This is a genomic window from Pseudomonas parafulva NBRC 16636 = DSM 17004, from assembly GCF_000730645.1.
Classification (GTDB): domain Bacteria; phylum Pseudomonadota; class Gammaproteobacteria; order Pseudomonadales; family Pseudomonadaceae; genus Aquipseudomonas; species Aquipseudomonas parafulva.
The window spans coordinates 1-26,421 of sequence record NZ_BBIU01000024.1 but is presented as its reverse complement, the minus strand read 5'-3'; the positions used below and the strand labels follow the sequence as shown (position 1 = coordinate 26,421).

General features: G+C 62.9%; 22 protein-coding genes. 15 read left to right on the top strand and 7 right to left on the bottom strand.

Annotation, left to right across the window (positions count from 1 at the left end; all coding sequences use genetic code 11):
* Nucleotides 1-118 precede the first annotated feature (118 nt).
* On the bottom strand, nt 119-580 hold the full coding sequence (gene trmL, locus PPA02S_RS15670) for a tRNA (uridine(34)/cytosine(34)/5-carboxymethylaminomethyluridine(34)-2'-O)-methyltransferase TrmL (protein WP_028631980.1): 462 nt from the start codon (nt 578-580) through the stop codon (nt 119-121).
* Here trmL and PPA02S_RS15665 point away from each other — a divergent pair.
* Nucleotides 579-1,016 (top strand): hypothetical protein, encoded by a 438-nt coding sequence (locus PPA02S_RS15665; protein ID WP_028631979.1) that lies wholly within the window; start codon nt 579-581, stop codon nt 1,014-1,016. The genes trmL and PPA02S_RS15665 overlap by 2 nt on opposite strands.
* 279 nt (nt 1,017-1,295) lie before the next feature.
* Here PPA02S_RS15665 and ntrC read toward each other — a convergent pair whose 3' ends face one another.
* The 4 genes from ntrC to glnA form a co-directional block, all read right to left on the bottom strand.
* Entirely contained in the window at nt 1,296-2,732 is a 1,437-nt protein-coding gene (ntrC, locus tag PPA02S_RS15660; RefSeq protein ID WP_028631978.1) for a nitrogen regulation protein NR(I), read from the bottom strand.
* Nucleotides 2,729-3,814, bottom strand: a complete 1,086-nt coding sequence (gene glnL, locus PPA02S_RS15655) for a nitrogen regulation protein NR(II) (RefSeq protein WP_028631977.1) — start codon at nt 3,812-3,814, stop codon at nt 2,729-2,731. Before glnL ends, ntrC begins: the two co-directional genes overlap by 4 nt.
* A gap of 256 nt (nt 3,815-4,070) precedes the next feature.
* Nucleotides 4,071-4,982 (bottom strand): gamma subclass chorismate mutase AroQ, encoded by a 912-nt coding sequence (aroQ, locus tag PPA02S_RS22765; protein WP_080667804.1) that lies wholly within the window; start codon nt 4,980-4,982, stop codon nt 4,071-4,073.
* A gap of 165 nt (nt 4,983-5,147) precedes the next feature.
* Complete coding sequence (gene glnA, locus PPA02S_RS15640) at nt 5,148-6,554, bottom strand: type I glutamate--ammonia ligase (RefSeq protein WP_028631975.1); 1,407 nt, start codon at nt 6,552-6,554, stop codon at nt 5,148-5,150.
* Nucleotides 6,555-7,009: 455 nt separating this feature from the next.
* Between glnA and thiI the strand changes: the two genes are divergently transcribed.
* The gene (gene thiI / locus PPA02S_RS15635; RefSeq protein WP_028631974.1) at nt 7,010-8,464 is read left to right on the top strand and encodes a tRNA uracil 4-sulfurtransferase ThiI; all 1,455 of its coding nucleotides are present in this window, start codon (nt 7,010-7,012) and stop codon (nt 8,462-8,464) included.
* 127 nt (nt 8,465-8,591) lie between these two features.
* Nucleotides 8,592-10,412, top strand: coding sequence for a translational GTPase TypA (gene typA / locus PPA02S_RS15630; RefSeq protein WP_028631973.1), 1,821 nt, complete (start codon nt 8,592-8,594; stop codon nt 10,410-10,412).
* Between the two features lie 193 nt (nt 10,413-10,605).
* On the opposite strand, the gene PPA02S_RS15625 is transcribed toward typA, so the two are convergent.
* Nucleotides 10,606-11,010 (bottom strand): YkgJ family cysteine cluster protein, encoded by a 405-nt coding sequence (locus PPA02S_RS15625; protein ID WP_016712459.1) that lies wholly within the window; start codon nt 11,008-11,010, stop codon nt 10,606-10,608.
* 186 nt (nt 11,011-11,196) lie between these two features.
* Between PPA02S_RS15625 and PPA02S_RS15620 the strand changes: the two genes are divergently transcribed.
* From PPA02S_RS15620 to PPA02S_RS15600, 5 genes are all read left to right on the top strand, one after another.
* On the top strand, nt 11,197-13,647 hold the full coding sequence (locus PPA02S_RS15620; protein ID WP_028631972.1) for a glycogen/starch/alpha-glucan phosphorylase: 2,451 nt from the start codon (nt 11,197-11,199) through the stop codon (nt 13,645-13,647).
* Between the two features lie 189 nt (nt 13,648-13,836).
* Nucleotides 13,837-14,847, top strand: coding sequence for a class 1 fructose-bisphosphatase (locus PPA02S_RS15615; RefSeq protein WP_028631971.1), 1,011 nt, complete (start codon nt 13,837-13,839; stop codon nt 14,845-14,847).
* A 3-nt stretch (nt 14,848-14,850) separates the two neighbouring features.
* Nucleotides 14,851-15,447 carry a DUF924 family protein gene (locus tag PPA02S_RS15610; protein WP_028631970.1) on the top strand — a complete coding sequence of 199 codons (597 nt, stop codon included), beginning with the start codon at nt 14,851-14,853 and terminating at the stop codon, nt 15,445-15,447.
* 159 nt (nt 15,448-15,606) lie between these two features.
* Nucleotides 15,607-15,861 carry an outer membrane protein assembly factor BamE domain-containing protein gene (gene bamE / locus PPA02S_RS15605; RefSeq protein ID WP_028631969.1) on the top strand — a complete coding sequence of 85 codons (255 nt, stop codon included), beginning with the start codon at nt 15,607-15,609 and terminating at the stop codon, nt 15,859-15,861.
* A complete protein-coding gene (locus tag PPA02S_RS15600) occupies nt 15,858-16,430 on the top strand; it encodes a lipocalin family protein (protein ID WP_028631968.1) in 573 nt (190 codons plus the stop codon). The genes bamE and PPA02S_RS15600 overlap by 4 nt, the downstream gene beginning before the upstream one ends.
* A 32-nt stretch (nt 16,431-16,462) precedes the next feature.
* Here the strand turns inward: PPA02S_RS15600 and PPA02S_RS15595 are convergent, their stop codons facing one another.
* Complete coding sequence (locus PPA02S_RS15595) at nt 16,463-17,827, bottom strand: formimidoylglutamate deiminase (RefSeq protein ID WP_028631967.1); 1,365 nt, start codon at nt 17,825-17,827, stop codon at nt 16,463-16,465.
* A gap of 143 nt (nt 17,828-17,970) precedes the next feature.
* Here PPA02S_RS15595 and hutC point away from each other — a divergent pair, with 143 nt between their 5' ends.
* The 7 genes from hutC to hutG all read left to right on the top strand — a co-directional run bounded on the left by hutC (nt 17,971) and on the right by hutG (nt 26,344).
* Complete coding sequence (hutC, locus tag PPA02S_RS15590; RefSeq protein ID WP_174435891.1) at nt 17,971-18,681, top strand: histidine utilization transcriptional repressor HutC; 711 nt, start codon at nt 17,971-17,973, stop codon at nt 18,679-18,681.
* Entirely contained in the window at nt 18,678-19,280 is a 603-nt protein-coding gene (locus tag PPA02S_RS15585; protein WP_028631965.1) for a HutD/Ves family protein, read from the top strand. The genes hutC and PPA02S_RS15585 overlap by 4 nt, the downstream gene beginning before the upstream one ends.
* Before the next feature lie 248 nt (nt 19,281-19,528).
* A complete protein-coding gene (hutU, locus tag PPA02S_RS15580; RefSeq protein WP_028631964.1) occupies nt 19,529-21,202 on the top strand; it encodes a urocanate hydratase in 1,674 nt (557 codons plus the stop codon).
* A gap of 82 nt (nt 21,203-21,284) precedes the next feature.
* Entirely contained in the window at nt 21,285-22,841 is a 1,557-nt protein-coding gene (hutH, locus tag PPA02S_RS15575; protein ID WP_154660045.1) for a histidine ammonia-lyase, read from the top strand.
* Nucleotides 22,842-22,905: 64 nt separating this feature from the next.
* On the top strand, nt 22,906-24,309 hold the full coding sequence (locus tag PPA02S_RS15570) for an amino acid permease (RefSeq protein ID WP_028631962.1): 1,404 nt from the start codon (nt 22,906-22,908) through the stop codon (nt 24,307-24,309).
* A gap of 15 nt (nt 24,310-24,324) precedes the next feature.
* Nucleotides 24,325-25,530 carry an imidazolonepropionase gene (gene hutI, locus PPA02S_RS15565; protein ID WP_028631961.1) on the top strand — a complete coding sequence of 402 codons (1,206 nt, stop codon included), beginning with the start codon at nt 24,325-24,327 and terminating at the stop codon, nt 25,528-25,530.
* Between the two features lie 10 nt (nt 25,531-25,540).
* Nucleotides 25,541-26,344: an N-formylglutamate deformylase gene (gene hutG, locus PPA02S_RS15560; RefSeq protein ID WP_028631960.1), complete on the top strand. Its 804-nt coding sequence runs from the start codon at nt 25,541-25,543 to the stop codon at nt 26,342-26,344.
* Nucleotides 26,345-26,421: the final 77 nt, after the last annotated feature.

Below are 26,421 nucleotides of genomic sequence, written 5' to 3'. Positions count from 1 at the left end.
CTTTTTTAATGCCTGCCCCGGCCTCTTCGCGGGTAAACCCGCTCCCACTGGAATGGTGCTGCCCAGGAATTTCTGTGGGAGCGGGTTCACCCGCGAAAGGGCCCTTGCAGGCTAACCATCAGCTTCCGGCAAAGCCATTCTGCCGCCACGCCTCGTAAACCGTCACCGCCACGGTATTGGACAGGTTCAGGCTACGGCACCCCGGCCGCATCGGCAGGCGCAGGCGTTGTTCGGCGGGCAGGCTGTCCAGCACCTCGCCCGGCAAACCTCGGCTTTCTGGCCCAAACAGAAACGCGTCGCCAGGCTGGTAGGCCACCTCGTGGAATGGGTGCGAACCCTTGGTGGTGAAGGCGAACAGCCTCGGGCCGCCCAGGCTGTCCAGGCAGGCCTCGAGGCTCGGGTGGCGCTTGAGCGTGGCATACTCGTGGTAATCGAGCCCGGCACGGCGCAGGCGTTTGTCGTCCAGTTCGAAACTGATGGGTTCGATCAGGTGAAGGTGGCAGCCGCTGTTGGCACACAGGCGGATGATGTTGCCGGTATTCGGCGGAATTTCGGGTTGAAAAAGGATGACGTGAAACATGCACGGCTCCAGGCATGAAGATGACGGGCATTCTACCCCTGAACCGGATGTACGTTCGAAAGCGTTCCCGCGGGTGATGCTGTCGCTGGCGATTGTCGGCGTCATGGTGGGGCTGATGATCGGCCGCCTCACCGCGCCGCAAGCGCGCGAACTGCAGCAGATCGAGGTTGTGCAGGATGGCCTGGCATTGTGGTTCAACGAAGAACCCAAGCTGCATGGCGAGAACGTCGAGGGCACTGTAGCGCTGCTGTTTCAGGCCACGGGCAAGGCCGGGCAGGGGCGGCTTACGGTACACGGCAAGCCGGCGAGCTGGCGGGTGCAGCAGAGCCAGGAAGGCTTGTTGGTCACCGTGGTGGCTGCGCGTGCCCTGCACGGCGAGTGGGCCGGCGCACCGGCCAGGGGGCGGTGGCGGCTGCAGGTGACCCTGCACGAATAAAAGAGGGGATGTCTCGGCCTGCCTGTACCAAGGTCCCCCGAAAAACAGCATGTCGCGAATAAAAGAGGGGTCACCCGGCCTGCCTGTACCAGGGCCCCCGAAACTGGAGTTACCAAGGCTATTGCAGGGGGCGTGCCAGTTTTGAGAGGCCCGTGAATACTGGGCTTTCAGGGGGAATCTGCCAGGTTTTAAGGGGGATCGTGCCTTTGTGCGGTGCACGGGGCACAGGATCGGTGCAGGCGGGTGCCGGGGCTGCGCAATGGCCCCGGCAGGTGGGTTTCAGTGCTCGTCGCCTTCCTCGTCGTCGGCACCGGCCACGTTCATGCCCAGTTCCTTGATCTTGCGGGTCAGGGTGTTGCGCCCCCAGCCCAGCAGCAGTGCGGCATCACGGCGGCGACCTGCGGTGTGCTTCAGCGCTGTCTCGATCATGATCCGCTCGAAGCTGGGCACGGCGCTGTCCAGCAGGTTCGACTGCCCACGGGCCAGGGCCTGGTCGGCCCACTGGCGTAGCGCCTGCTCCCAGTTGGTCACCGGCGCAGCATCCTGCGGCAGGTTCAACAGCTCCGGTGGCAGGTCGCCGATCAGCACTTCACGGCTGGACGCCATGACCGTGATCCAGCGGCAGGTGTTCTCCATCTGCCGCACATTGCCGGGCCAGGGCAGGTTGCGGATGAACTCCTCGGTCTCCGGCTTGAGCACTTTTGGCTCCACCGCCAGCTCCTGGGCGGCGCGGGCCAGAAAATGCCGGGCAAGGGCCGGGATGTCTTCACGGCGATCGGCCAGCCGCGGGATGTGGATGCGGATCACGTTCAGGCGGTGGAACAGGTCTTCACGAAATTTCCCGGCTTGCACCAGCGATTCCAGGTTCTGGTGGGTAGCCGCGATGATGCGCACATCGACCTTGACCGGTATGTGGCCCCCCACTCGGTAGAATTCGCCGTCCGCCAGCACCCGCAGCAGGCGGGTTTGGGTGTCTGCTGGCATGTCGCCGATTTCGTCGAGGAACAGGGTGCCCCCGTCGGCCTGCTCGAAGCGGCCCCGGCGCAGGTTGGCCGCCCCGGTGAACGCGCCTTTTTCGTGGCCGAACAGCTCGGACTCCATCAGGTCCTTGGGGATGGCTGCCATGTTCAGGGCGATGAACGGTGAAGCAGCCCGCGGGCTGTGGCGGTGCAGCGCGTGGGCGACCAGTTCCTTGCCGGTACCCGATTCGCCGTTGATCAGCACCGTGATGTTGGAGTGGCTCAGGCGGCCAATGGCGCGAAACACCTCTTGCATCGCCGGCGCTTCGCCGATGATTTCAGGGGTGCGGGCCAGGCTCTGTGGCACGTCCAGCCCATGTTGTTCCTGGGCATGCTGGTTGGCACGCTTGACCAGCGCAACCGCTTCGTCCACATCGAACGGCTTGGGCAGGTACTCGAACGCACCGCCCTGGTACGACGCCACGGCGCTGTCCAGGTCGGAGTGTGCGGTCATGATGATGACCGGCAGGCGTGGGTGCTGTTCGCGAATCTGGGCGAGCAGTTCCAGGCCGCTGGAACCGGGCATGCGGATATCGGAAATGATCACGTCGGGCTGCTGGCGTGCCAGCCGGCCCATCACCCCATCGGCGCTGTCGAAGCTCTGGGTGGTCATGCCTTCCTGTTGCAGGGCTTTTTCCAGCACCCAGCGGATGGAGCGATCATCGTCGACGATCCATACGGTTTCACTTCGGCTCATGAGGCGTTGGCTCCTTGTTCCAGGGGCAGGTAAATGGAAAATGCGGTATGGCCCGCGTGGCTTTCGCACTCGATCAGCCCCTGGTGCTGGCTGATGATGTTCTGGGTAATGGCCAGGCCCAGCCCGGTACCGTCCGGGCGACCACTGACCATGGGGTAGAAGAGGGTGTCCTGCAGTTCCGCTGCAATGCCGGGCCCGTTGTCGATGATCTCGACCCTCGCCACCAGCCTATGGCGCACATGGCCGATGGTGAACTGGCGCAGGGCACGGCTGCGCAGGGTGATGCGGCCCAGGCGCAGCTCGTTTTGCGAACTGATCGCCTGCATGGCGTTGCGCACGATATTGAGCACTGCCTGGATCATCTGTTCGCGGTCGATCAAGACGTCCGGCAGGCTAGGGTCATAGTCGCGCACCAGCGTGATGCACCCCTGGCTCTCGGCATCCACCAGGCTGCAGACCCTTTCCAGTACTTCGTGGATGTTGGTCATGGCCAGCGACGGCAACTTGTTGGAGCCCAGCATGCGGTCAACGAGGTTACGCAGGCGGTCTGCTTCTTCGATGATCACGTTGGTGTAGTCGCGCAGGCTCTCTTCAGGCAGTTCGCGCGCCAGCAACTGCGCCGCCCCCCGGATGCCGCCCAGCGGGTTCTTGATCTCGTGGGCCAGCCCGCGCACCAGCAGTTTGGTGGTTTCCTGCTTGCTTAGCTGGGCTTCTTCCTTGGTGATGCGCAGCAGCCGGTCACGGGGGTGCACCTCCAGCAGCAGCAGCGTCTGGCCCAGGTGCAGGATGGGGGTAACGGCGTAGTCCACAGTAATGGTCTGGCCGGTCAACGAGGTGAGCTGGGCTTCGCGCTTGGTGAACGGGTGAGCCTGCTCTACCGCTTGGCGCAGCGAGCCCAGGGCCTCGGCAGACTCGGTAAACAATTCGCTGATGAACTGCCCATGGCTGCGCTGGCCGCTGACGGCCAGCAGCATCTCGGCGGACGGGTTCATGTATTCCAACCGCAACTCGGCATTAAGCAGCAAGGTGGCGGTGGTGAGGTTGTCCAGAAGCAGACGGTGCTGTGCATCACTGATGGTCATAAGGCGTCGTCGACCTCTTTCGGGGCTGTCTGGCAAAACGTGGACCGGGCAAGGCACGGGGTTTCCACTGTTGCAGTCGCCATGAAAATGCAAGAAACAAACCAAGGCCCCGAAAAGAAGCGGAATAAGCCGAAAAACGCCTTATTAGCTTCGACTACGCACCAAGATGTTCGGGTTTATCGTTTCAGACGACCTTTTTTGGGCGACCGCGAAGTACAACGGCACTTAGCGCGCACCATAATGGAGCATAGTGAGTTCACGGCCGATCGCATAGCTGGCCGGTAGCGCGGATCAACGCATGTTGCGCCGCTGGCAGCAGCGGCCTGTTGGCGATGGCAACGGCCAGCTGCGCCGCGCAGCCTGGTACAGGGCGTTGGTCGAAGGCGGCCAGCTTCGCCAGCAAGTCAGCCTGCAGTTCGTCCAGCCGTGGGCGGATGACGTCGGTCAGGTCCAGGCGCTGGGTGTCTAGCGCCTGGCCCGCCAGGTGCCATTGGGACAGCAAGGTGTATTGCACCAGCTTGTTGGCTTCCATCTGGTCGGTGAAGAACGCCTCGGCGCGTTGTGGCGCCAAGCCCAAACCCGGCGAGGCCTGGCGGACACTGGCCAGTACTTGCTGCTCACGCTCGGTCGCTTGAACGGGCTGTTTCTTGTCCCATTTATGTAAAGCAACTGCCTCAGCGGTTGTCAGGCGTTTCTCCACCAGATCGAGGAGTGCATTCAGAGCGGTGTTTTCAGCCGGTCGTTGAGCTGGGCATTGCGCTTCCGGCGTGGAGAACGCCAACGTCTCATCAGCTGCGTGAAACACCATTACCGTCGCTGGTTGCCCCGCCGTGTGCCCGCGATGAACTTCCCCAACCAGCTCAGCCAGCGTGTCGCCCGCGTTCAGGTGGATTCGTTTTCCATCGCGGGTTTCCACTTCCAGGCTGCCTTCAGCCAGGTAGCCGAGGTTGAGCGCTTTGTGGCAATGCCAGTCTAGTGTCGTGTTGGCAGGTATGGTCAGCCTCACCAGGGACAACACAGGTGGCCCCGCCGGGTATTGACGGTAAGGGGTGCCGTCCCAGCTGCCTGTTGCCCGGTGGAGAACCTGTGATTTGACGGCCTCCTGGCCTTGGCTGACGCATCCGGTGAGCAATGCTGCGGTGAGTAGCGCGGGTAGGATTTTTTGCATGGTGACGCCCGTTGAGGAAATGGCCGTCTACCTTGCTGCTGCGTGACACCGCAAAATGTCAGCTGTGTCTGCTTGCCGTGTAGGACACAGTGTGAAATGCAAAAAAAATGGCCTCCATCAAGGAGGCCATCTCGTTTTCCGTATCGGCGAGGTGTGCCGATCAGATCAGCAGCTGTAGTACAGCTCGTATTCCAGCGGGTGGACGAAGGTGCGGACCTTGATCTCTTCTTCGCTCTTCAGTTCGATGAAGGCATCGATGAAGTCGTCGGAGAACACGCCGCCCTTGGTCAGGAACGCACGGCCTTTGTCCAGCTCTTCCAGGGCTTCTTTCAGGCTGCCGCACACTTGCGGGATGTCCTTGGCCTCTTCAGGCGGCAGGTCATACAGGTTCTTGTCCGCCGCATCGCCTGGGTGGATCTTGTTCTGGATGCCATCCAGACCAGCCATCAGCAGGGCTGCAAAGGCCAGGTACGGGTTGGCCGATGGGTCCGGGAAGCGCGCTTCGATACGGCGAGCTTTCGGGCTGCCGACGTAGGGGATACGGATCGAGGCCGAGCGGTTGCGTGCGGAGTAGGCCAGCATTACCGGGGCTTCGAAGCCTGGGACCAGACGCTTGTAGGAGTTGGTGGAAGGGTTGGTGAAGCCGTTCAGGGCCTTACCGTGCTTGATGATGCCGCCGATGAAGTACAGGGCGGTTTCGGACAGGCCGGCATAGCCTTCGCCCGCGAAGGTGTTCTTGCCTTCCTTCCAGATCGACATGTGCACGTGCATGCCCGAGCCGTTATCGCCGTACAGCGGCTTGGGCATGAAGGTAGCGGTGCGGCCGTAGGCGTCGGCAACGTTGTGCACGACGTATTTCAGGGCCTGTACTTCGTCAGCCTTCTTCACCAGAGTGTTGAACTTGACGCCGATTTCGTTCTGGCCAGCGGTGGCCACTTCGTGGTGGTGAACTTCGACGGTCTGGCCCATTTCTTCCAGTGCGTTGCACATGGCAGTACGGATTTCGTGGTCGTGGTCGAACGGCGGAACCGGGAAATAGCCGCCTTTCACGCCTGGGCGGTGGCCTTTGTTGCCGCCTTCGATATCGGCACCGGTCATCCACGAGCCTTGCTCGGAGAAGATCTTGAACATCGAGCCGGAAATGTCCGACTGGAACTTCACTTCATCGAAGATGAAGAACTCAGGCTCCGGGCCTGCGAAGACGGTGTCACCAATGCCGGTGCTCTTGAGGTATTCCTCGGCGCGCTTGGCGATGGCGCGTGGGTCACGGTCGTAGCCCTGCATGCTCGACGGGTCGACGATGTCGCAGGTGATGATCAGGGTGGGCTCTTCGGTGAACGGGTCGAGCACGGCGGTTTCGTCGACCGGCATCAGGATCATGTCGGAGGCTTCGATGCCTTTCCAGCCAGCGATGGAGGAGCCGTCGAACATCTTGCCGACTTCGAAGAAATCGTCGTCCAGCGCATCACGCGCCGGCATGGTCACGTGGTGCTGAGTGCCTTTGGTGTCCGTGAAACGCAGATCAATCCACTTGACGTCATGATCTTTGATGAGTTGAACCGACTTCGACATGTTGTCCTCCGGATGGTCTAGGGCACGGTTGGCCGCGGCCCTGGAAAAAGGGTGTTGCCGGGCGCGGATAGTCGGCCAAGCTTACCTGCCTCACAAGGGAGCAAATTGCATGCCAGTGCCCGAAAATGGCGAGGTCTGGACATAAGGAGGCGTTCTTGGGCATCTGGAGACAGGCTGAGGGCAAGCTTTGCACCATTAAAATGCGTAATGTTTCTGTGGTGCACCGCAATGGTGCGTTACGGCTTTATGTAGGAGCGAGCGCAGCTCGCGATTACGTCCTCCAGGGCGATCGTGTGAGGGCTATCGCGAGCTACGCTCGCTCCTACGCGCTCCTACGATAGAGGTGCATTGCATTAATATTGGCGCTTCTGACCAAAATTTGGTCAAAAGCTGAGCAACTTCCGCTATAATCCGCGCCCCTCATTTTCGGCAGGCCCAGTGCGCGCTGTAGACCAATGAAACTTATCGTCAAAGTCTTCCCAGAGATCACCATCAAGAGCCGGCCGGTGCGCAAGCGCTTCATCCGCCAGCTGGCCAAGAACATCCGCAACGTGCTCAAGGACCTCGACCCTGAGCTCGCGGTCGATGGTGTCTGGGACAATCTCGAAGTGGTCACCCGCATCGAGGACGAAAAGGTCCAGCGCGAGATCATCGAGCGCCTTACCTGCACCCCGGGTATCACCCACTTCCTGCAGGTCGAGCAATACCCACTGGGTGACTTCGACGATATCGTCGCCAAGTGCAAGCACCATTTCGGCCACCTGCTGGCCGGCAAGCACTTCGCCGTACGCTGCAAGCGCGGTGGCCATCACGATTTCACCTCGATGGACGTCGACCGTTACGTCGGCAGCCAGCTGCGCCAGCAGTGCGGTGCGGCCGGTATCACGCTGAAGAACCCCGAGGTGCTGGTGCGCATCGAAATCCGCGACCAGCGCCTGTACGTGATTCATAGCCAGCACCAGGGCATCGGCGGTTATCCGCTGGGTGCGCTGGAGCAGACGCTGGTGCTGATGTCCGGTGGTTTCGACTCCACCGTGGCGGCCTACCAGATGATGCGCCGCGGCCTGATGACCCACTTCTGCTTCTTCAACCTCGGCGGCCGTGCCCACGAGCTGGGGGTGATGGAAGTGGCCCACTTCCTGTGGAAGAAGTACGGCAGCAGCCAGCGCGTGCTGTTCATCAGCGTGCCATTCGAGGAAGTGGTCGGCGAGATCCTCAACAAGGTCGACAACAGCTACATGGGCGTGACCCTCAAGCGCATGATGCTGCGCGCTGCTGCGCGCATGGCCGAGCGGCTGGACATCGACGCGCTGGTGACCGGCGAGGCGATTTCCCAGGTGTCCAGCCAGACCCTGCCCAACCTGTCGATCATTGATTCTGCTACCGACAAGCTGGTGCTGCGCCCGTTGCTGGCCACCCACAAGCAGGACATCATCGACCAGGCCTACGCCATCGGCACCGCCGATTTCGCCAAGCACATGCCCGAGTACTGCGGCGTGATTTCGGTGAACCCGACTACCCATGCCAAACGCCACCGCATGGAGCACGAAGAAAAGCAGTTCGAGATGCAGGTGCTGGAGCGCGCCATCGAGCGCGCCAAGTTCATCTCCATCGACCATGTGATCGACGAGCTGGGCAAGGACATCGAGATCGAGGAAGTGGCCGAGGCACTGCCGGGTCAGATCATCATCGACATCCGTCACCCCGATGCCCAGGAAGACGAACCCATGGTCATCGACGGGATCGAAGTCCAGGCCATGCCGTTCTATGCCATCAACAGCAAGTTCAAGCACTTGGACCCCACGCGCCAGTACTTGCTGTATTGCGACAAAGGTGTGATGAGCCGTTTGCACGCACACCACCTGCTCAGTGAGGGACATGCCAATGTGCGTGTTTATCGTCCGGCATAAGACGCCAGGGCTGTATGGCGGCAGCATCCGCCATCGCCCTCCCGACCTGCGGGCCCGCTGAGCCGCAAAGCATACCTATTCGCCGCCTACACTGGCGGCAACCGAATCCTCTGATCGAGATACAGTTGTGATCGAAAATCTGCGTAACATCGCCATCATCGCCCACGTTGACCATGGTAAAACCACCCTGGTCGACAAACTCCTGCGCCAGTCCGGCACCCTGGAGCGTAACGAGCTCAACGACGAGCGCGTGATGGACTCCAACGACCAGGAAAAAGAGCGCGGCATTACCATTCTGGCGAAAAACACCGCCATCAACTGGAACGGCTACCACATCAACATCGTCGACACCCCCGGCCACGCCGACTTCGGTGGCGAGGTTGAGCGTGTGATGTCGATGGTCGACTCCGTGCTGCTGCTGGTCGACGCCCAGGACGGCCCTATGCCGCAAACCCGCTTCGTGACCAAGAAGGCCTTCGAAGCCGGCCTGAAGCCGATCGTTGTGATCAACAAGGTCGACCGCCCGGGCGCGCGTCCTGACTGGGTTCTGGACCAGATCTTCGACCTGTTCGACAACCTCGGTGCCACCGATGAACAGCTGGACTTCAAAGTCGTCTACGCCTCGGCCCTGAACGGCATCGCCGGCCTGGACCACACCGAAATGGGCGAAGACATGACTGCCCTGTACCAGTCGATCATCGACAACGTGCCCGCGCCTTCGGTTGACCGTGACGGCCCGTTCCAGATGCAGATCTCCGCACTGGACTACAACAGCTTCCTCGGCGTAATCGGCGTTGGCCGCATCGCCCGTGGCCGCGTCAAGCCGAACACCCCGGTTGTGGCCATCGACACCGACGGCAAGAAGCGCAACGGCCGTATCCTGAAACTGATGGGTCACCACGGCCTGCACCGTGTTGACGTCGAAGAAGCTCAGGCTGGCGACATCGTCTGCATCAGCGGTTTCGACGAGCTGTTCATTTCCGACACCCTGTGTGCACCGGACGCGGTAGAGGCGATGAAGCCGCTGACCGTTGACGAGCCAACCGTTTCGATGACCTTCCAGGTCAACGACTCGCCGTTCTGCGGCAAGGAAGGCAAGTTCGTCACCAGCCGTAACATCAAGGACCGTCTGGACAAGGAGCTGCTGTACAACGTAGCCCTGCGCGTTCAGGAAACCGACTCCCCAGACAAGTTCAAGGTGTCGGGCCGTGGTGAACTGCACCTGTCGGTACTGATCGAAACCATGCGCCGCGAAGGCTTCGAGATGGCCGTGGGCCGCCCTGAAGTGATCATCCGCGAAGTGGATGGCGTGAAGCAGGAACCGTTCGAAAACGTGACCATCGACATCCCTGAAGAATCCCAGGGCAAGGTCATGGAAGAGATGGGCCTGCGTAAGGGCGACCTGACCAACATGGTGCCGGATGGCAAAGGCCGTGTTCGCCTGGAGTACAACATCCCGGCCCGTGGTCTGATCGGTTTCCGTAACCAGTTCCTGACCCTGACCAATGGTGCAGGCATCCTGACCTCGATCTTCGACCGCTACGACACCATGAAGTCCGGCCAGATGTCTGGCCGTCTGAACGGCGTTCTGGTTTCGGTCGAAACCGGCAAGGCACTGACCTACTCGCTGGAAACCCTGCAGGCGCGCGGCAAGCTGTTCGTCGAGCACGGCCAGGAAATCTACGGTGGCCAGATCATCGGCCTGAACAGCCGTGACAACGACCTGGGCGTGAACCCGACCAAAGGCAAGAAGCTCGACAACATGCGTGCTTCGGGCAAAGACGAAGTCATCGCCCTGGTGCCGCCGGTTCGCCACACCCTGGAACAGGCCCTGGAATTCATCCAGGATGACGAGCTGTGCGAAGTGACGCCGAAGTCGATCCGTCTGCGCAAGAAGATCCTGGACGAAGGCGAGCGTACCCGCGCTGCCAAGAAAGCCAAGAACTGAGTTAGTTCAGGCTGAATGAAAACGCCCCCGGTCGAAAGGCCGGGGGCGTTTTTTTGTGCCTTCAGAAATTGTGCTGTCGGGGCTGGCCTCTTCGCGGGTAAACCCGCTCCCACAGTGGCTTCACGGGCTCTGGACATTGCAGAGATCCTGTGGGAGCGGGTTCACCCGCGAAGAGGCCGGTCCAGGCTAACGATCAGCGCCCGACCACCTTGGGCTTGTACGCGCAATACCCTGGCCGCGGCCCAACCTTGGGGTGATTGCGGCAGGTGTCCGGGCGCTTGTCATAAATGGTGCACAGGCGGCTCTTACGATCCAGATACATGCAGTCATCATTGCTCATTCGGGTCAGGGTGAAGATCCCGGACTTCTGGTTGAAGCGCTCGATGATGCCTTCTTTCTGCAGGCGCTTGGCCACGTTCTTGGGAGGTTCGTCTTTTTCGAACTCATCCACCACACCGATACGGATCAGATCCTTGATCTTGACCTCTACCGGCAAGGTGCAGCAGGTGGAGTGGCAGCCACCACACATGTGGCTGGCATAGCGCTGCCAGGTTTCCAGGCGGTCGACTTCGGCAGCGGCGATCAGGGTCGTTTTCATCGTTTTATAGGGTGGATCACGGTCTTGGGGCGCGCGATGATACCGGAATCGCTCAATTTATGAACAACCTTTTGACCAAATGCAGTGTGCCTGATGAAAATCGCGAACACTGGCCGTGGTGTTCGGTCGAAGCGTCTAGGCTCAACATTTGCATTCCGCTTTCGTCTACTCGCCCGAGGATGCCGCATGTCCCAGGAACCCAACGCTCGAGACGCTGAAGTCGCGGATTTTCGCGCCGCAGTGCTGGATAAACTCACCTACGCGGTCGGCAAAGACCCGGAGCATGCCTTTGACCACGACTGGTTCGAAGCCATTGCCCTGGCGGCGCGCGACCACATGGTCGACCACTGGATGGACCACACGCGGCAGTCGTACCGACGCAGCCAGAAGCGGGTGTATTACCTCTCCCTCGAGTTCCTCATCGGCCGCCTGCTCTACGACAGCTTGAGCAATCTCGGCCTGCTGGACATCGCCCGTGATGCCTTGGAAGGGTTGGACGTGGACCTGGAGCGCATTCGCCTGCTGGAGCCGGATGCCGCGCTGGGTAACGGCGGCCTGGGCCGCCTGGCGGCGTGCTTCATGGAAAGCATGTCGACCCTGGGCATCGCTGCGCATGGCTATGGCATCCGCTACGAGCACGGGTTGTTCCGGCAGGCGATGGTGGACGGCTGGCAGCAGGAGCAGACCGAGAACTGGCTGGATTTCGGCAACCCCTGGGAGTTCGAGCGCGCCGAAGTGATCTACCCGATCAGTTTTGGTGGCAGCGTCGAAACGCTGCACGACGCCCATGGCAATGCGCGCCAGGTGTGGACGCCGGGTGAAACCGTGCGGGCAGTTGCCTACGACACACCCGTAGTGGGCTGGCGCGGTTCCAGCGTCAATACCCTGCGCCTGTGGCGTGCGCGGGCGCTGGAAGAGCTGCACCTGGAGCGCTTCAATGCCGGTGACCACCTGGGTGCAGTGGCCGAAGTGGCCCGCGCCGAAAGCATCTCGCGTGTGCTTTACCCGGCCGACAGCACCGAAGCGGGGCAGGAACTGCGCCTGCGCCAGGAATACTTCTTCGTATCGGCTTCGTTGCAGGACCTGCTGCGCCGCCACCTGAACATGCACGACAGCCTGCTCAACCTGCCCGATGCCGCGGCCATTCAGCTGAACGACACCCACCCGTCCATTGCGGTTGCCGAATTGATGCGTCTGCTGGTCGACCAGCACGAGATCCCGTGGGATACCGCCTGGGAACTGACCGTAGGCACCCTGGCCTACACCAACCACACCTTGCTGCCCGAGGCGTTGGAAACCTGGCCGGTAGCGCTGATGGAACGCATGCTGCCGCGGCACATGCAGATCATCTACCTGATCAACGCCTACCACATCGATGCCCTGCGGGCCAAAGGCACCCATGACTTCGACGTGTTGCGGGCCGTGTCACTGATCGAGGAAGACAACGGCCGCCGGGTGCGCATGGGCAACCTGGCGTTCCTGGGCTCGCACAGCGTCAATGGCGTGTCGGCGCTGCACAGCCAACTGATGAAGAGCACGGTGTTCGCCGAGCTTCACAAGCTGTACCCCGACCGCATCAACAACAAGACCAACGGCATCACGTTCCGCCGCTGGCTGTACCAGTCCAACCCGCAGCTGACCGGCATGCTGGTGGAGGCACTCGGGCCGGAGCTGCTGGACGACCCCGAGGGACGCCTGGCCGGCCTGGTGCCCTTTGCGGACAAGCCCAGCTTCTGCCGGCAGTTCGCCGCCCAGCGGCTGCACAGCAAGCGGGCACTGGCCAGCATCATCCAGGACCGCCTCGGCATTACCGTGAACCCCGAGGCCATGTTCGACGTGCAGGTCAAGCGCATCCACGAGTACAAGCGCCAGTTGCTCAACCTGCTGCACACCGTGGCGCTCTACCAGGCCATGCGCAACGACCCCAGCACCAACTGGGTGCCCCGGGTTAAGATTTTCGCCGGCAAGGCCGCTGCCAGCTACCACCAGGCCAAGCTGATCATCAAGCTGGCCAACGACATCGCCCGGGTGGTGAACAACGACCCCACGGTGCATGGCCGGCTCAAGGTGGTGTTTCTGCCCAACTACAACGTCAGCCTGGCCGAAAGCATCATCCCGGCGGCGGACCTGTCCGAGCAGATCTCCACCGCCGGTTACGAAGCGTCCGGTACCAGCAACATGAAGTTCGGGCTCAACGGTGCCCTGACCATCGGCACGCTGGATGGCGCCAACGTGGAGATGAGTGAGCAGGTGGGGGCCGAGAACATGTTCATCTTCGGCCTTACCGCGCAGCAGGTGGAGGCACGCAAGCGTGCCGGAGACTTTGGCGCGGAGCAGGACATTGCAGCATCCGGCCGCCTAGGCAATGTGCTGGAGGCGATCCGCGGTGGGGTGTTCTCGCCGGATGATCCGTCGCGCTACGTGGGGTTGATCGATGGGCTGGTGGGTTACGACCGCTTCCTGGTGTGCGCCGACTTCGATGCGTACTGGGATGCGCAGCAGCATGTCGAGGACCTGTGGCACCAGCCGCAGCAATGGTGGCGCATGGCGGTGCTGAACACGGCGCGCATGGGCTGGTTCTCGTCGGACCGCACCATCAGGGAGTATGCGACCGAAATCTGGAAAGCGCTGGAGTGATCGGCTGCTGCCCCGGCCCTTTCGCGGGTGAACCCGCGAAGGCCCGGATGCCGACCACCGGCCTGGCGGCCGCTGAACTACCGACCTGATGTGCCGTCTGACAGCCGTGGCGAGTCTCATGACTCGCTAGCCTGTCACTCTCCCTGTAAACTGCGTGGGTTTTCATCCCCAATCCATTCGGAGCCATACATGTCCCGCGTTACCCTGAGTCGCTATCTGATCGAGCAGACCCGCAGCAACAATACCCCTGCCGATCTGCGCTTCCTGATCGAAGTGGTGGCGCGTGCGTGCAAGGAAATCAGCCACCACGTGTCCAAGGGCGCCCTCGGCGGCGTGCTGGGCAGCATGGGCACCGAAAACGTGCAAGGCGAAGTCCAGAAGAAACTGGACGTGATTTCCAACGATATCCTGCTTGAAGCCAACGAGTGGGGCGGTCACCTGGCCGGCATGGCGTCCGAAGAAATGGACAACGCCTACCAGATCCCGGGGCGCTACCCCAAGGGCGCTTACCTGCTGGTGTTCGACCCGCTGGACGGCTCGTCCAACATCGACGTCAACGTGTCGGTGGGCACCATCTTCTCGGTACTGCGTTGCCCAACCGAGTACCTGAGCCAGAACGAAACCCTGAACGAAAACGCATTCCTGCAACCAGGCACCCAGCAGGTTGCGGCGGGTTACGCCATCTATGGCCCGCAGACCATGCTGATCCTGACCTTGGGCAACGGCGTAAAAGGCTTCACCCTCGACCGTGAGCTGGGCAGCTTCGTGCTTACCCACGAGAACATCCAGGTGCCTGAAACCACCGCGGAGTTCGCCATCAACATGTCCAACCAGCGCCACTGGGAAGCCCCGGTACAGCGTTATGTGGACGAGCTGCTGGCGGGTGAAACCGGGCCGTTGAAGAAGAACTACAACATGCGCTGGATCGCCTCGATGGTTGCCGACGTGCACCGCATCCTGACCCGTGGCGGCCTGTTCATGTACCCGCGTGATGCCCGCGACCCAAGCAAGCCGGGCAAGCTGCGCCTGATGTACGAAGCCAACCCGATGTCGTTCATCATCGAACAGGCCGGCGGCGCTTCCACCAACGGTTACGATCGCATCCTCGATATTCAGCCAGACAGCCTGCACCAGCGTGTGTCGGTGATCCTCGGCTCGAAGCAAGAGGTCGAGCGCGTAACCGCCTACCACAAGGAGTAAGTCATGCTCGCACCTTGGCAGCCGTTGCTGGAGTGGTGGTTCGGTTGGGGCAGCAATGCCCAGGCCGTGGCTGACGAGAAAAGCGCGCAGTGGTTCGGCAAGCAGCATGATGCCGAGGCGCACGCGCTGTTCGGCGAACTCGTGGAGCAGGCCCTGGCGGGCGGGCTCGACGAGTGGCAGCAAAGCCCGCAGGGCTGGCTGGGGCTGCTGATACTGCTGGACCAGTTGCCACGCATGCTCTACCGCGACACGCCGCGTGCCTTCGAGGGCGATCGTCGTGCCCAGGTGGTGGCCATGCAGGGCTTGCAGAAGGGCTGGGATTACCAGTTGCTGCCTATCCAGCGGGTGTTCGTGCTGCTGGTGCTGGAGCATGCCGAAGTGCTGGACTGGCAGAACCTGTGCGTGGAGCGTTATCAGATGCTGCTGGAAGAGCAGCCTGAGCCCAACCGCCGGCTGTTCGAAGGGTTTCTGGATTACGCCGAGCAGCATCAGCGTGTGATCGAGCGCTTTGGGCGGTTCCCGCACCGCAACCTGGTACTGGAACGGCCGAGTACCAGCGAAGAGATGGACTTCCTGCTGGAGCCCGGCTCCCGCTTCTGACCCCCGCCGTCGTAGGAGCGAGCGCAGCTCGCGATGGGGCGCCCAGCGCCCCCCTACCTGGTGCGCACCGCAGCACTGCATCAGGGAACCTGGGACCGTTTTTCCCGTCGAAGGCCACTGCAGGCCACTCGCCTGTGTCCATTGTCAGGAGTGTCCCTCATGTCGTTGCGTTCCCTCGCCCTGTTGTCGCTGTGCGTCGTTCTGGCCGCCTGCAGCAAGATCAACCAGGAAAACTATTCCCGGCTCAAGGCCGGTATGAACAAGGCCGAGGTCGAGCAGTTGCTCGGCACGCCTACCGAGTGCTCCGGCGCGCTGGGCATGAGCAGCTGTACCTGGGGCGACGAGAAGAGTTTCATCAGCGTGCAGTACGCCTCCGACAAAGTGCTGATGTACTCCGGGCAGGGTCTCAAATGAGGCGTCTGTACCTGCTGATCGGTGTCTGCCTGGCCATGTTGCTGGGGGGGTGCGCCGGCTCTGCGCATGATCCGCTGGCGCCCAAGACAGCTGGCAATGTCGACCTCAAGCGTTACCAGGGCAAGTGGTATGAGCTGGCGCGCCTGCCCATGCGCTACCAGGCTGGTTGCGAGCAGTCCGAAGCCCATTACAACCTGAAGCCGGACGGCACCTTTGGCGTACTCAACCGTTGCCGCACGATGGGCGATGAGTGGCTGCGCGCCGAAGGCCATGCCACGGTTCAGGAGCCCGGCCACACCGACAAGCTGTGGGTAGAGTTCGACAACTGGTTCACCAAGCTGGTACCGGGCGTAGCCAAGGGCGACTACTGGATTCTGTACGTAGACGACCGCTATCGCACCGCGATCGTCGGCAGCCCGGACCGCAAATACCTGTGGATTCTGTCACGCACGCAAAGCCTGCCGGCCTGGCAGCGGGAGAGCTTGCTGGCCAAGGCACGCCAGCAGGGTTATGACACCAGCCGGCTGGTCTGGCGCGCTTCCGATCAGCAGATCGTCAAGATGCATTGACGGGGTGGGGCTGCCAGGCAGCCCCGCTGCATTCAACCCAACAGTTCGCGCAACACCTGGGTAAAGGCCTGTGCACTGGCCTCTTCCTGGGCGTGATGGCCCTGGCGCACCACCCACTGGCCGTTGACCATCACGTCCTGTACCTGGCGGTCGCCACCCGCGAACAGCCAGCGGTTGAGAATGGCATCGCCGTTCGCGGTTGCGATGTAAGGGTCGTGCCCATCCAGTACCAGCCAGTCGGCGCGTTTGCCTACCGCCAGTTCGCCAACGGGTTGCCCCAGCGCCTGGGCCCCACCTGCAAGCGCCGCGTAGTACAGTGTGCGGCCCACCATGGGTTGTTCGCGGCCATACAAGCGGTTGCGCCGTTGGTCACGCAGGCGTTGGCCATATTCCAGCCAGCGCAGTTCTTCCACCACGCTCAGTGATACGTGGCTGTCCGAGCCGATACCCAGGCGCCCGCCCTGGGCCAGGTAATCCACCGCCGGGAATATCCCGTCACCCAGGTTGGCTTCGGTGGTCAGGCATAGCCCGGCCACTGCGCCGCTGCGGGCCATGGCGGTGACCTCGTGGGGCTCGGCATGGGTGGCATGTACCAGGCACCAGCGCGGGTCCACCTGCACATGCTCATGCAGCCATTGCAACGGCCGCAGGCCGCTCCAGGCCAGGCAGTCGTCCACCTCTTTCTGTTGTTCGGCGATGTGGATATGTACCGGGCAGTGCGGGTCGCTGGCGGCCAGTACATCGGCGATTTGCCCGGGCGTTACTGCCCGCAGCGAATGGAAGCACAGGCCCAGGCGCTGCGCGGGTTGCGCTGCCATCAGCGGGGCCAGCCGCGATTGCAGTTCCAGGTAGTGCCCGGTGGTGTTGATGAAGCGCCGCTGCCCCTCGCTCGGTGCCTGGCCGCCGAAACCTGCGTGGCTGTAAAGCACCGGCAACAAGGTAAGGCCGATACCGCTGTCGGCTGCCGCTGCGCTGATACGCCGGGACAGCTCGGCCGGGTCGTCGTAAGCCTGGCCGGATGGGGCATGGTGCACGTAGTGGAATTCAGCGACCGAGGTATAACCGGCTTTGAGCATTTCGATGTACAACTGGCGCGCGATGATCTGCAACTGCTCGGGGCTGATCTGCCCGACCAGGCGGTACATCAGGTCGCGCCAGGTCCAGAAGCTGTCATTGGGGTTGCCTGCCACTTCCGCCAGGCCTGCCATGGCCCGTTGAAACGCGTGGGAGTGCAGGTTTGGCATGCCGGGCAGCAACGGCCCCTTCACCTGCTCGGCACCCTCGGGCGATGCCCCTGCCTCGATGCGGGCAATGTGGCCAGTGCTGGCCACCTCGATCAGCACGTCGCGGGCCCAGCCGGTGGGCAGCAGGGCGCGCTCGGCAAAGTAGGTGGACATCGGCAAAAATCCTGTTGTTATTAGCTTGTATATACATATACAGCTGTTTGCCTGCCGGGTAAACTGCGGCAAGCTACCGTTCATTTCTATCGACAAGGATCCACGCCGTGCCGACACCTCCTGTCTCCGCGCTGGTTGCCCAGATGGGCGAGGGCCCGGCGCCGCTGTATGCGCGGGTCAAGCAGATGATCGCCCAGCAGATCGACAATGGCAGCTGGCCGCCGCATCACCGCGTGCCTTCGGAGAGCGAGCTGGTCAACCAACTGGGCTTCAGCCGCATGACCATCAACCGCGCCTTGCGCGAGCTTACCGCCGAAGGCCTGCTGGTGCGCATGCAGGGCGTGGGCACCTTCGTGGCCGAGCCCAAGGGGCGTTCGGCGCTGTTCGAAGTGAACAACATTGCCGACGAAATCGCCGCCCGTGGTCACCAGCACAGCTGCCAGGTGATTACCTTGGCCGAAGAGGCGGCGGGTTCCGAGCGGGCGCTGGCCCTGGATATGCGTGAGGGCCAGCGGGTGTTCCACTCGCTGATCGTGCATTTCGAGAACGGCACGCCGGTGCAGATCGAGGACCGCTACGTAAACGCGGCTATCGCGCCGGACTACCTGAAACAGGACTTCACCCGGCAGACGCCTTACGCCTATTTGTCGCAGGTCGCGCCACTGACCGAGGGCGAGCACGTGGTGGAGGCGATTCTTGCCGAGCCTGAGGAGTGCCGCCTGTTGCAGATCGAGCGTGGCGAACCTTGCCTGCTCATTCGCCGCCGCACCTGGTCGGGTCGGCAGCCGGTCACGGCTGCACGGCTGATTCACCCCGGCTCACGTCATCGCCTGGAAGGGCGATTCAGCAAATGATCCGCTTGCAGGTGTTGCGCGCACGCGACTACCCCCGCATGCCCTGGAAGAACGGCGGCGGTTTCACCGAAGAAATCGCCCGCGACGATGGCGAGGGCCTGGAGGGGTTTGGCTGGCGGCTGTCGATTGCTGATATCGAGGCGTCCGGTGGTTTTTCTGCCTTCGCCGGTTATCAACGGGTCATCACCGTGCTGCAGGGCGAGGGCATGCGCCTGCTGGTGGACGGGCAGGCCAGCCGACCGCTGTTGCCGTTCGATGCGTTTGCTTTCAACGGCGCCAGCCAGGTGAGTTGCACGCTGCTGGGTGGCGCTATCCGTGACTTCAACCTGATCTATGCCCCGCTGCGGTATCAGGCACGGCTGCAATGGCAGGAGGGCACCACCCGGCTGTACAGTTCGGCGTCTGTGATACTGGTGTTCGCCGCCGCCAGTGGGGTGGAAGTGGCGGTCGCGGGCGCGGACACGCAGCGGTTGGATTTGTACGACTGCTTGCGGCTGGAGCCTGGGGAAGGGTTGCAGGAACTGGAAGTGCAGGGGCGGTGTTGCTTGATCGAGCTCACCGGGCGTGACCACCTTTGCCTACAACCCCCTAGGCAATAATTGGCCCGAAACAAACGCAGGAGCGAGCGCAGCTCGCGATGCGCCGCGCGGGCGGCGCTCGATCTCCCAGGCGCTGCACCTGTAAAGGCGAACACCTCCCAGCCCAATCACATTCGTCGATAAAGCACCGTGAGGCCGCTAGCGTCATCTAGAAATATCGGTTGTCCATGCTTGTACATACAAGTAAAGATGTGTTTGTATACCCGCCATGACACATCTGCCCGCGGACGACCGCAGAGGACCTTCCCGTGACTGACAACAACAAATACCGCGACGTTGAAATCCGTGCCCCCCGTGGCAACAAGCTCACCGCCAAGAGCTGGTTGACCGAAGCACCGCTGCGCATGCTGATGAACAACCTGGACCCGCAAGTGGCAGAAAACCCCAGGGAACTGGTGGTTTACGGCGGCATTGGCCGTGCTGCGCGCAACTGGGCCTGCTACGACAAAATCGTCGAAACCCTCACCCGCCTGGAAGACGACGAAACCTTGCTGGTGCAGTCGGGCAAGCCCGTGGGTGTGTTCAAGACCCACAGCAACGCGCCCCGCGTGCTGATCGCCAACTCCAACCTGGTCCCGCACTGGGCCAATTGGGAACACTTCAACGAGCTGGATGCCAAGGGCTTGGCCATGTACGGCCAGATGACCGCCGGCAGCTGGATCTACATTGGCAGCCAAGGCATCGTCCAAGGTACTTACGAAACCTTCGTCGAAGCAGGCCGCCAGCACTATGGCGGCAGCCTCAAAGGCAAATGGGTGCTTACCGCCGGTCTGGGCGGCATGGGCGGTGCTCAGCCCCTGGCCGCTACGCTGGCCGGCGCCTGCTCGCTGAACATCGAATGCCAGCAGAGCCGTATCGATTTCCGCCTCGAAACCCGCTATGTGGATGAACAGGCCACCGACCTGGACGACGCCCTGGCCCGTATCGCCCGCTATACCGCCGAGGGCAAGGCCATTTCCATCGCCCTGCATGGCAACGCGGCTGAAATTCTGCCCGAGCTGGTGAAGCGCGGCGTACGCCCGGACATGGTCACCGACCAGACCAGCGCCCACGACCCGCTCAACGGTTACCTGCCCGCAGGCTGGACCTGGGAGCAGTACCGTGACCGCGCCCAGACCGAGCCGGCTGCCGTGGTCACGGCGGCCAAGCAGTCCATGGCCGTGCATGTGCAGGCGATGCTCGACTTCCAGAAGCAGGGCATTCCCACCTTCGACTACGGTAACAACATTCGCCAGATGGCCAAGGAAGAGGGCGTTGCCAATGCCTTCGACTTCCCGGGCTTCGTCCCGGCCTACATCCGCCCGTTGTTCTGCCGCGGCATCGGCCCGTTCCGCTGGGCCGCGCTGTCTGGCGATGCCCAGGACATCTACAAGACCGATGCCAAGGTCAAGGAACTGATCCCCGATGACGCCCACCTGCACCGCTGGCTGGACATGGCCCGCGAGCGCATCAGCTTCCAGGGCCTGCCGGCCCGCATTTGCTGGGTGGGCCTGGGCCTGCGCGCCAAGCTGGGCCTGGCGTTCAACGAAATGGTCCGCAGCGGCGAGTTGTCGGCGCCCATCGTGATTGGCCGCGATCACCTGGATTCCGGCTCGGTAGCCAGCCCCAACCGCGAAACCGAAGCCATGCGCGACGGTTCCGATGCCGTTTCCGACTGGCCGCTGCTTAACGCCCTGCTCAATACGGCCAGCGGTGCCACCTGGGTATCGCTGCACCACGGGGGCGGTGTTGGCATGGGCTTCTCCCAGCACTCCGGCATGGTCATCGTGTGCGACGGCACCGATGAAGCCGCCGCCCGCATCGCCCGGGTGCTGGCCAACGACCCTGGCACCGGCGTAATGCGCCATGCCGATGCTGGCTACGACATCGCCATCGACTGCGCCCGCGAGCAAGGCCTGGACCTGCCGATGATCACCGGCTGACCGCCACGCTTTGGCTCCCACCCTTCGCGGGTGATACTGAACAACAAGAAGGGGCACGCCGGCGCCGACAGACACGCCCGCCATGCCCCGCGACTGGAGTAGCAACGTGACCCAACTTACCCTCAAACCCGGCGCCCTGACCCTTGGCCAGCTGCGTGCCATTCATGACGCGCCCGTACGCCTGCAGCTCGACCCGGGGGCTGCAGCCGGCATCGACGCAAGCGTGGCCTGTGTCGAACAGATCATTGCCGATGACCGCACCGCCTATGGCATCAACACAGGTTTCGGCCTGCTGGCGTCCACCCGCATCGCCAGCCACGACCTGGAAAACCTGCAGCGCTCGCTGGTGCTGTCCCATGCCGCCGGGGTCGGCGCACCGCTGGACGATGCCCTGGTGCGGCTGATCATGGTACTGAAGATCAACAGCCTCAGCCGCGGCTTCTCGGGTATTCGCCGCAAGGTCATCGATGCGCTGATCGCCCTGGTGAACGCCGAGGTGTACCCCCACATTCCGCTGAAGGGTTCGGTAGGTGCTTCCGGTGACCTGGCGCCATTGGCGCACATGTCGCTGGTGCTGCTGGGCGAGGGCAAGGCCCTTCACCGCGGCCAGTGGTTACCCGCAACCGAAGCGCTGGCCGTTGCCGGCCTTGAGCCCCTGACCCTGGCGGCCAAAGAGGGCCTGGCCCTGCTGAACGGTACCCAGGCCTCCACCGCCTATGCCCTGCGTGGCCTGTTCCATGGCGAAGACCTGTATGCGGCTGGCATCGCCTGTGGTGCCCTGAGCGTCGAGGCTGCGCTGGGTTCGCGCTCGCCGTTCGACGCCCGTATTCATGAAGTGCGCGGCCAGCGCGGGCAGATCGATACAGCAGCCTGCTTCCGCGACCTGCTGGGCGAAGCCAGCGAGGTTTCGCTGTCGCACAAGAACTGCGACAAGGTCCAGGACCCTTACTCGCTGCGATGCCAACCGCAGGTCATGGGAGCCTGCCTTACCCAGCTGCGCCAGGCCGCCGAGGTGCTGGGTGTCGAGGCCAACGCCGTGTCGGACAACCCGCTGGTGTTCGCCGCCGAAGGCGACGTGGTTTCCGGGGGTAACTTCCACGCAGAGCCGGTCGCCATGGCCGCCGACAATCTGGCCCTGGCCATTGCCGAAATTGGCTCGCTCAGCGAACGCCGCATCTCGCTGATGATGGACAAGCACATGTCCCAGCTGCCGCCGTTCCTGGTGGAAAACGGCGGGGTCAACTCGGGCTTCATGATCGCCCAGGTGACCGCAGCGGCACTGGCCAGCGAAAACAAGGCGCTGTCGCACCCGCACAGTGTCGACAGCCTGCCGACGTCTGCCAACCAGGAAGACCACGTGTCCATGGCCCCGGCAGCCGGCAAGCGCCTGTGGGAGATGGCCGAAAACACCCGTGGGGTGCTGGCGATCGAGTGGCTGGGCGCGTGCCAGGGGCTGGACCTGCGCAAGGGCCTGAAGACCTCGGCCAAGCTGGAGCAGGCCCGCCAGGCGCTGCGCAGCGAAGTACCGCACTATGATCGTGACCGTTTCTTCGCGCCGGACATCGAAAAGGCTGTGGAACTGTTGGCCAAAGGCAGCCTGACCGGTTTGCTGCCGGCGGGGGTACTGCCCAGCCTGTAATGCCTGAGGGGCTGCGCAGCAGCCCCGTGCCCTCACGACCACAAAAACAATTCAAGGACGTGACATGCAACACGCTCAAGGTCTCAAACGCGGGCTCAGTGCCCGCCACATCCGTTTCATGGCATTGGGTTCCGCCATCGGTACCGGCCTGTTCTACGGCTCCGCTTCTGCCATCCAGATGGCCGGCCCTGCCGTGCTGCTGGCCTACCTGATCGGCGGCGCAGCGGTGTTCATGGTCATGCGCGCCCTGGGTGAAATGGCCGTGCACAATCCCGTGGCCGGTTCCTTCGGCCACTACGCCAGCACGTACCTGGGGCCCATGGCGGGCTTCATCCTCGGCTGGACCTACGCCTTCGAGATGGTCATCGTGGCCATCGCCGACGTGACCGCCTTCGGTATCTACATGGGCTTCTGGTTCCCGGAAGTAGCCCGCTGGATCTGGGTGCTGGGCATCGTCTTCCTGATTGGCGGCCTGAACCTGTGCAACGTCAAGGTCTTCGGCGAGATGGAGTTCTGGCTGTCGTTGCTCAAGGTTGGCGCCATCATCGCCATGATCCTGGCAGGCCTGGGCATCATGGCGTTCGGCTTCAGCCAGGTGGGTAGCGGCCATGCGGTTGGCCTCGGCAACCTGTTCGACCATGGCGGCTTCATGCCCAATGGCGTAGGGGGCCTGATCGCTTCTTTCGCGGTGGTGATGTTCGCGTTTGGCGGCATCGAGATCATCGGCGTGACCGCAGGCGAGGCCAAGGACCCGCAGCGGGTGATCCCCAAGGCGATCAACGCGGTGCCGCTGCGCATCCTGCTGTTCTACGTGCTTACCCTGTTCGTGCTGATGTGCCTGTACCCCTGGCCGCAAATCGGTAGCCAGGGCAGCCCCTTCGTGCAGATCTTCAGCAACCTGGGGATCGGCTCTGCAGCAGCGGTGCTGAACATCGTGGTGATCTCGGCGGCGGTGTCTGCCATCAACAGCGATATCTTCGGCGCGGGCCGCATGATGTATGGGCTGGCCCAGCAAGGCCATGCACCACGCGGGTTCAGCCACCTGTCCCGGCACGGGGTACCCTGGATGACCGTAGTGGTGATGGGCGCTGCGCTGCTGATCGGCGTGCTGCTGAATTACCTGATCCCGGAAAACGTGTTCCTGCTGATTGCTTCCATCGCGACCTTCGCCACGGTGTGGGTCTGGCTGATGATCCTGGTGACCCAGGTTGCCATGCGCCGGCGCATGAGCCGTGAGCAGATGGCCCAGCTCAAGTTCCCCGTTCCGTTCTGGCCCTACGGCCCGGCCATGGCGATCGCGTTCATGGTGTTCATCTTCGGTGTGCTTGGCTACTTCCCCGACACCCAGGCGGCATTGCTGGTCGGGCTGGTGTGGCTGGTGTTCCTGGTGGCGTCCTACCTGCTGTGGTGCAAGCCGCGCGCCGGGCAGGGCAGGCCGGTTGCGGAACGTGCCGAACTGCACCGTTAGCAAAGGAGACTGTACATGAGAACCCTCTGGCAGCACTGCCACGTGGCAACCATGGTCGACGGCCATTATTCGGCGGTCGAAGACGCAGCCATTATCACCTGTGATGGGCTTGTGGAATGGGTGGGCCCCAAGGCCGAGCTGACCGCACCCATGCCCGAGCGCACGGTGGACCTGGGCGGCGCCTGGGTGACGCCTGGGCTTATCGACTGCCATACCCATGCCGTGTTTGGCGGTAACCGCAGTGGCGAGTTCGAGCAGCGTCTCAAGGGCGTGAGTTACGCTGAAATTGCCGCCCAGGGCGGGGGGATCGCCAGTACGGTGCGGGCCACCCGGGCGGCCAGTGAAGAGGCGCTGTTCGCCAGCGCCCGTCAGCGGGTCATGGCCCTGATGCGCGACGGCGTGACCACCCTGGAAGTGAAGTCCGGTTACGGCCTTGACCTTGCCAGCGAGCGCAAGATGCTGCGCGTGGCCAGGCGCCTGGGGCAGGCGTTGCCGCTGACCGTGCGCGCTACCTGCCTGGCCGCACACGCACTGCCGCCCGAGTACAGTGGCAGGCCTGATGATTACATCACGCACATCTGCGAGCACATGCTGCCGGCGTTGGCTGCCGAAGGCCTGGTGGATGCGGTGGACGCCTTCTGTGAACACCTGGCGTTCTCGCCCGCCCAGGTAGAGCGCGTGTTCATCGCGGCGGGCGAACTGGGCTTGCCGGTCAAACTGCATGCCGAGCAGCTCTCATCGTTGCACGGCTCCAGCCTGGCAGCCCGCTACCAGGCGCTGTCGGCCGATCACCTGGAGTTCATGACCGAAGAGGACGCCATCGCCATGGCGGCCGCCGGAACGGTCGCGGTGTTGCTACCCGGGGCCTTCTACTTCCTGCGGGAAACCCAGTTGCCGCCGATGGCTGCATTGCGCCGCCACGGTGTGAAGATGGCCCTGGCCACCGACCTGAACCCGGGTACTTCGCCCGGGTTGTCACTGCGCCTGATGCTGAACATGGGCTGCACCTGCTTTGGCCTCACACCTGAAGAGGCCCTGGCCGGTGTCACCGTGCACGCCGCCACCGCGCTGGGCCTTGGCCACAGCCATGGCACGTTGCAAGCGGGCAAGGTGGCCGACTTCGTGGCCTGGCACATCGAACGCCCCGCCGACCTGGCCTACTGGCTGGGCGGCGACCTGCCCAAGCGCATCGTGCGCAGCGGGCAAGAAATCACCCACTGAGCGAGGCCCCATGGAACAGGTACTGAGTTTTCACCAAGGCCGCCTGCCGCTGCTGATCAGCATGCCCCATGCCGGCCTGCGCCTGAGCAGCGCGGTGCGCGACGGGCTGGTCGATGCAGCGCAAGGCTTGCCGGACACCGACTGGCATATCCCCAGGCTGTACGGCTTTGCCCAGGAAATGGGCGCCAGTGTGCTGGCGGCGGAGTACTCACGCTTCGTTATCGACTTGAACCGCCCGCAGGATGACAAACCGTTGTACGCCGGGGCTACCACTGGCCTGTTCCCCGCGACGCTGTTCGACGGCCAGCCCCTGTTCAAGGACGGGCTGGCACCTACCGCCGAGCAACGCCAACAGTACCTGGGGCAGATCTGGCAGGCGTACCACGGCACATTGCAGCGCGAGCTTGAGCGCCTGCGCGCGCAGTTTGGCTACGCCCTGCTGTGGGATGCCCACTCGATCCGCTCGTGCATCCCCCACCTGTTCGATGGCACGCTGCCGGATTTCAACCTCGGCACCTTCAATGGCGCCAGTTGCGATGCCACCCTTGCGCAACAGCTGGAAGCGGTGTGTGCACAAGCCCAAGGCTACAGCCATGTGCTCAATGGCCGCTTCAAGGGCGGGCATATCACCCGTCACTATGGTGACCCGGCCGGGCATATCCATGCGGTACAGCTGGAGCTTGCGCAAAGCACCTACATGCAGGAGCACGCGCCTTTCGGCTACCGCGAGGACCTGGCCCAGCCCACCCAACACGTGCTGCGTGACCTGTTGCAGGCCATGCTGGACTGGGGCCGTGCGCGATACGGGCGTTAGCCGCGCCGCGCTTTCTAGGCTGCCCCACAAAAATGGGATAGGTGTCCAACTTTTGTGTGGCAGCCCATTCTGTGGGA

Coding starts and splice junctions, on each gene's coding strand:
- glnA (WP_028631975.1), bottom strand. CDS start 6,554: ATGTCGAAGTCGGTTCAACTCATCAAAGATCATGACGTCAAGTGGATT.
- bamE (WP_028631969.1), top strand. CDS start 15,607: ATGTCGTTGCGTTCCCTCGCCCTGTTGTCGCTGTGCGTCGTTCTGGCC.
- hutG (WP_028631960.1), top strand. CDS start 25,541: ATGGAACAGGTACTGAGTTTTCACCAAGGCCGCCTGCCGCTGCTGATC.
- PPA02S_RS15610 (WP_028631970.1), top strand. CDS start 14,851: ATGCTCGCACCTTGGCAGCCGTTGCTGGAGTGGTGGTTCGGTTGGGGC.
- hutH (WP_154660045.1), top strand. CDS start 21,285: ATGCCCCGCGACTGGAGTAGCAACGTGACCCAACTTACCCTCAAACCC.
- trmL (WP_028631980.1), bottom strand. CDS start 580: ATGTTTCACGTCATCCTTTTTCAACCCGAAATTCCGCCGAATACCGGC.
- PPA02S_RS15620 (WP_028631972.1), top strand. CDS start 11,197: ATGTCCCAGGAACCCAACGCTCGAGACGCTGAAGTCGCGGATTTTCGC.
- PPA02S_RS15595 (WP_028631967.1), bottom strand. CDS start 17,827: ATGTCCACCTACTTTGCCGAGCGCGCCCTGCTGCCCACCGGCTGGGCC.
- glnL (WP_028631977.1), bottom strand. CDS start 3,814: ATGACCATCAGTGATGCACAGCACCGTCTGCTTCTGGACAACCTCACC.
- PPA02S_RS15615 (WP_028631971.1), top strand. CDS start 13,837: ATGTCCCGCGTTACCCTGAGTCGCTATCTGATCGAGCAGACCCGCAGC.
- hutC (WP_174435891.1), top strand. CDS start 17,971: ATGGGCGAGGGCCCGGCGCCGCTGTATGCGCGGGTCAAGCAGATGATC.
- thiI (WP_028631974.1), top strand. CDS start 7,010: ATGAAACTTATCGTCAAAGTCTTCCCAGAGATCACCATCAAGAGCCGG.
- PPA02S_RS15625 (WP_016712459.1), bottom strand. CDS start 11,010: ATGAAAACGACCCTGATCGCCGCTGCCGAAGTCGACCGCCTGGAAACC.
- PPA02S_RS15665 (WP_028631979.1), top strand. CDS start 579: ATGCACGGCTCCAGGCATGAAGATGACGGGCATTCTACCCCTGAACCG.
- PPA02S_RS15600 (WP_028631968.1), top strand. CDS start 15,858: ATGAGGCGTCTGTACCTGCTGATCGGTGTCTGCCTGGCCATGTTGCTG.
- hutI (WP_028631961.1), top strand. CDS start 24,325: ATGAGAACCCTCTGGCAGCACTGCCACGTGGCAACCATGGTCGACGGC.
- aroQ (WP_080667804.1), bottom strand. CDS start 4,982: ATGCAAAAAATCCTACCCGCGCTACTCACCGCAGCATTGCTCACCGGA.
- PPA02S_RS15585 (WP_028631965.1), top strand. CDS start 18,678: ATGATCCGCTTGCAGGTGTTGCGCGCACGCGACTACCCCCGCATGCCC.
- PPA02S_RS15570 (WP_028631962.1), top strand. CDS start 22,906: ATGCAACACGCTCAAGGTCTCAAACGCGGGCTCAGTGCCCGCCACATC.
- ntrC (WP_028631978.1), bottom strand. CDS start 2,732: ATGAGCCGAAGTGAAACCGTATGGATCGTCGACGATGATCGCTCCATC.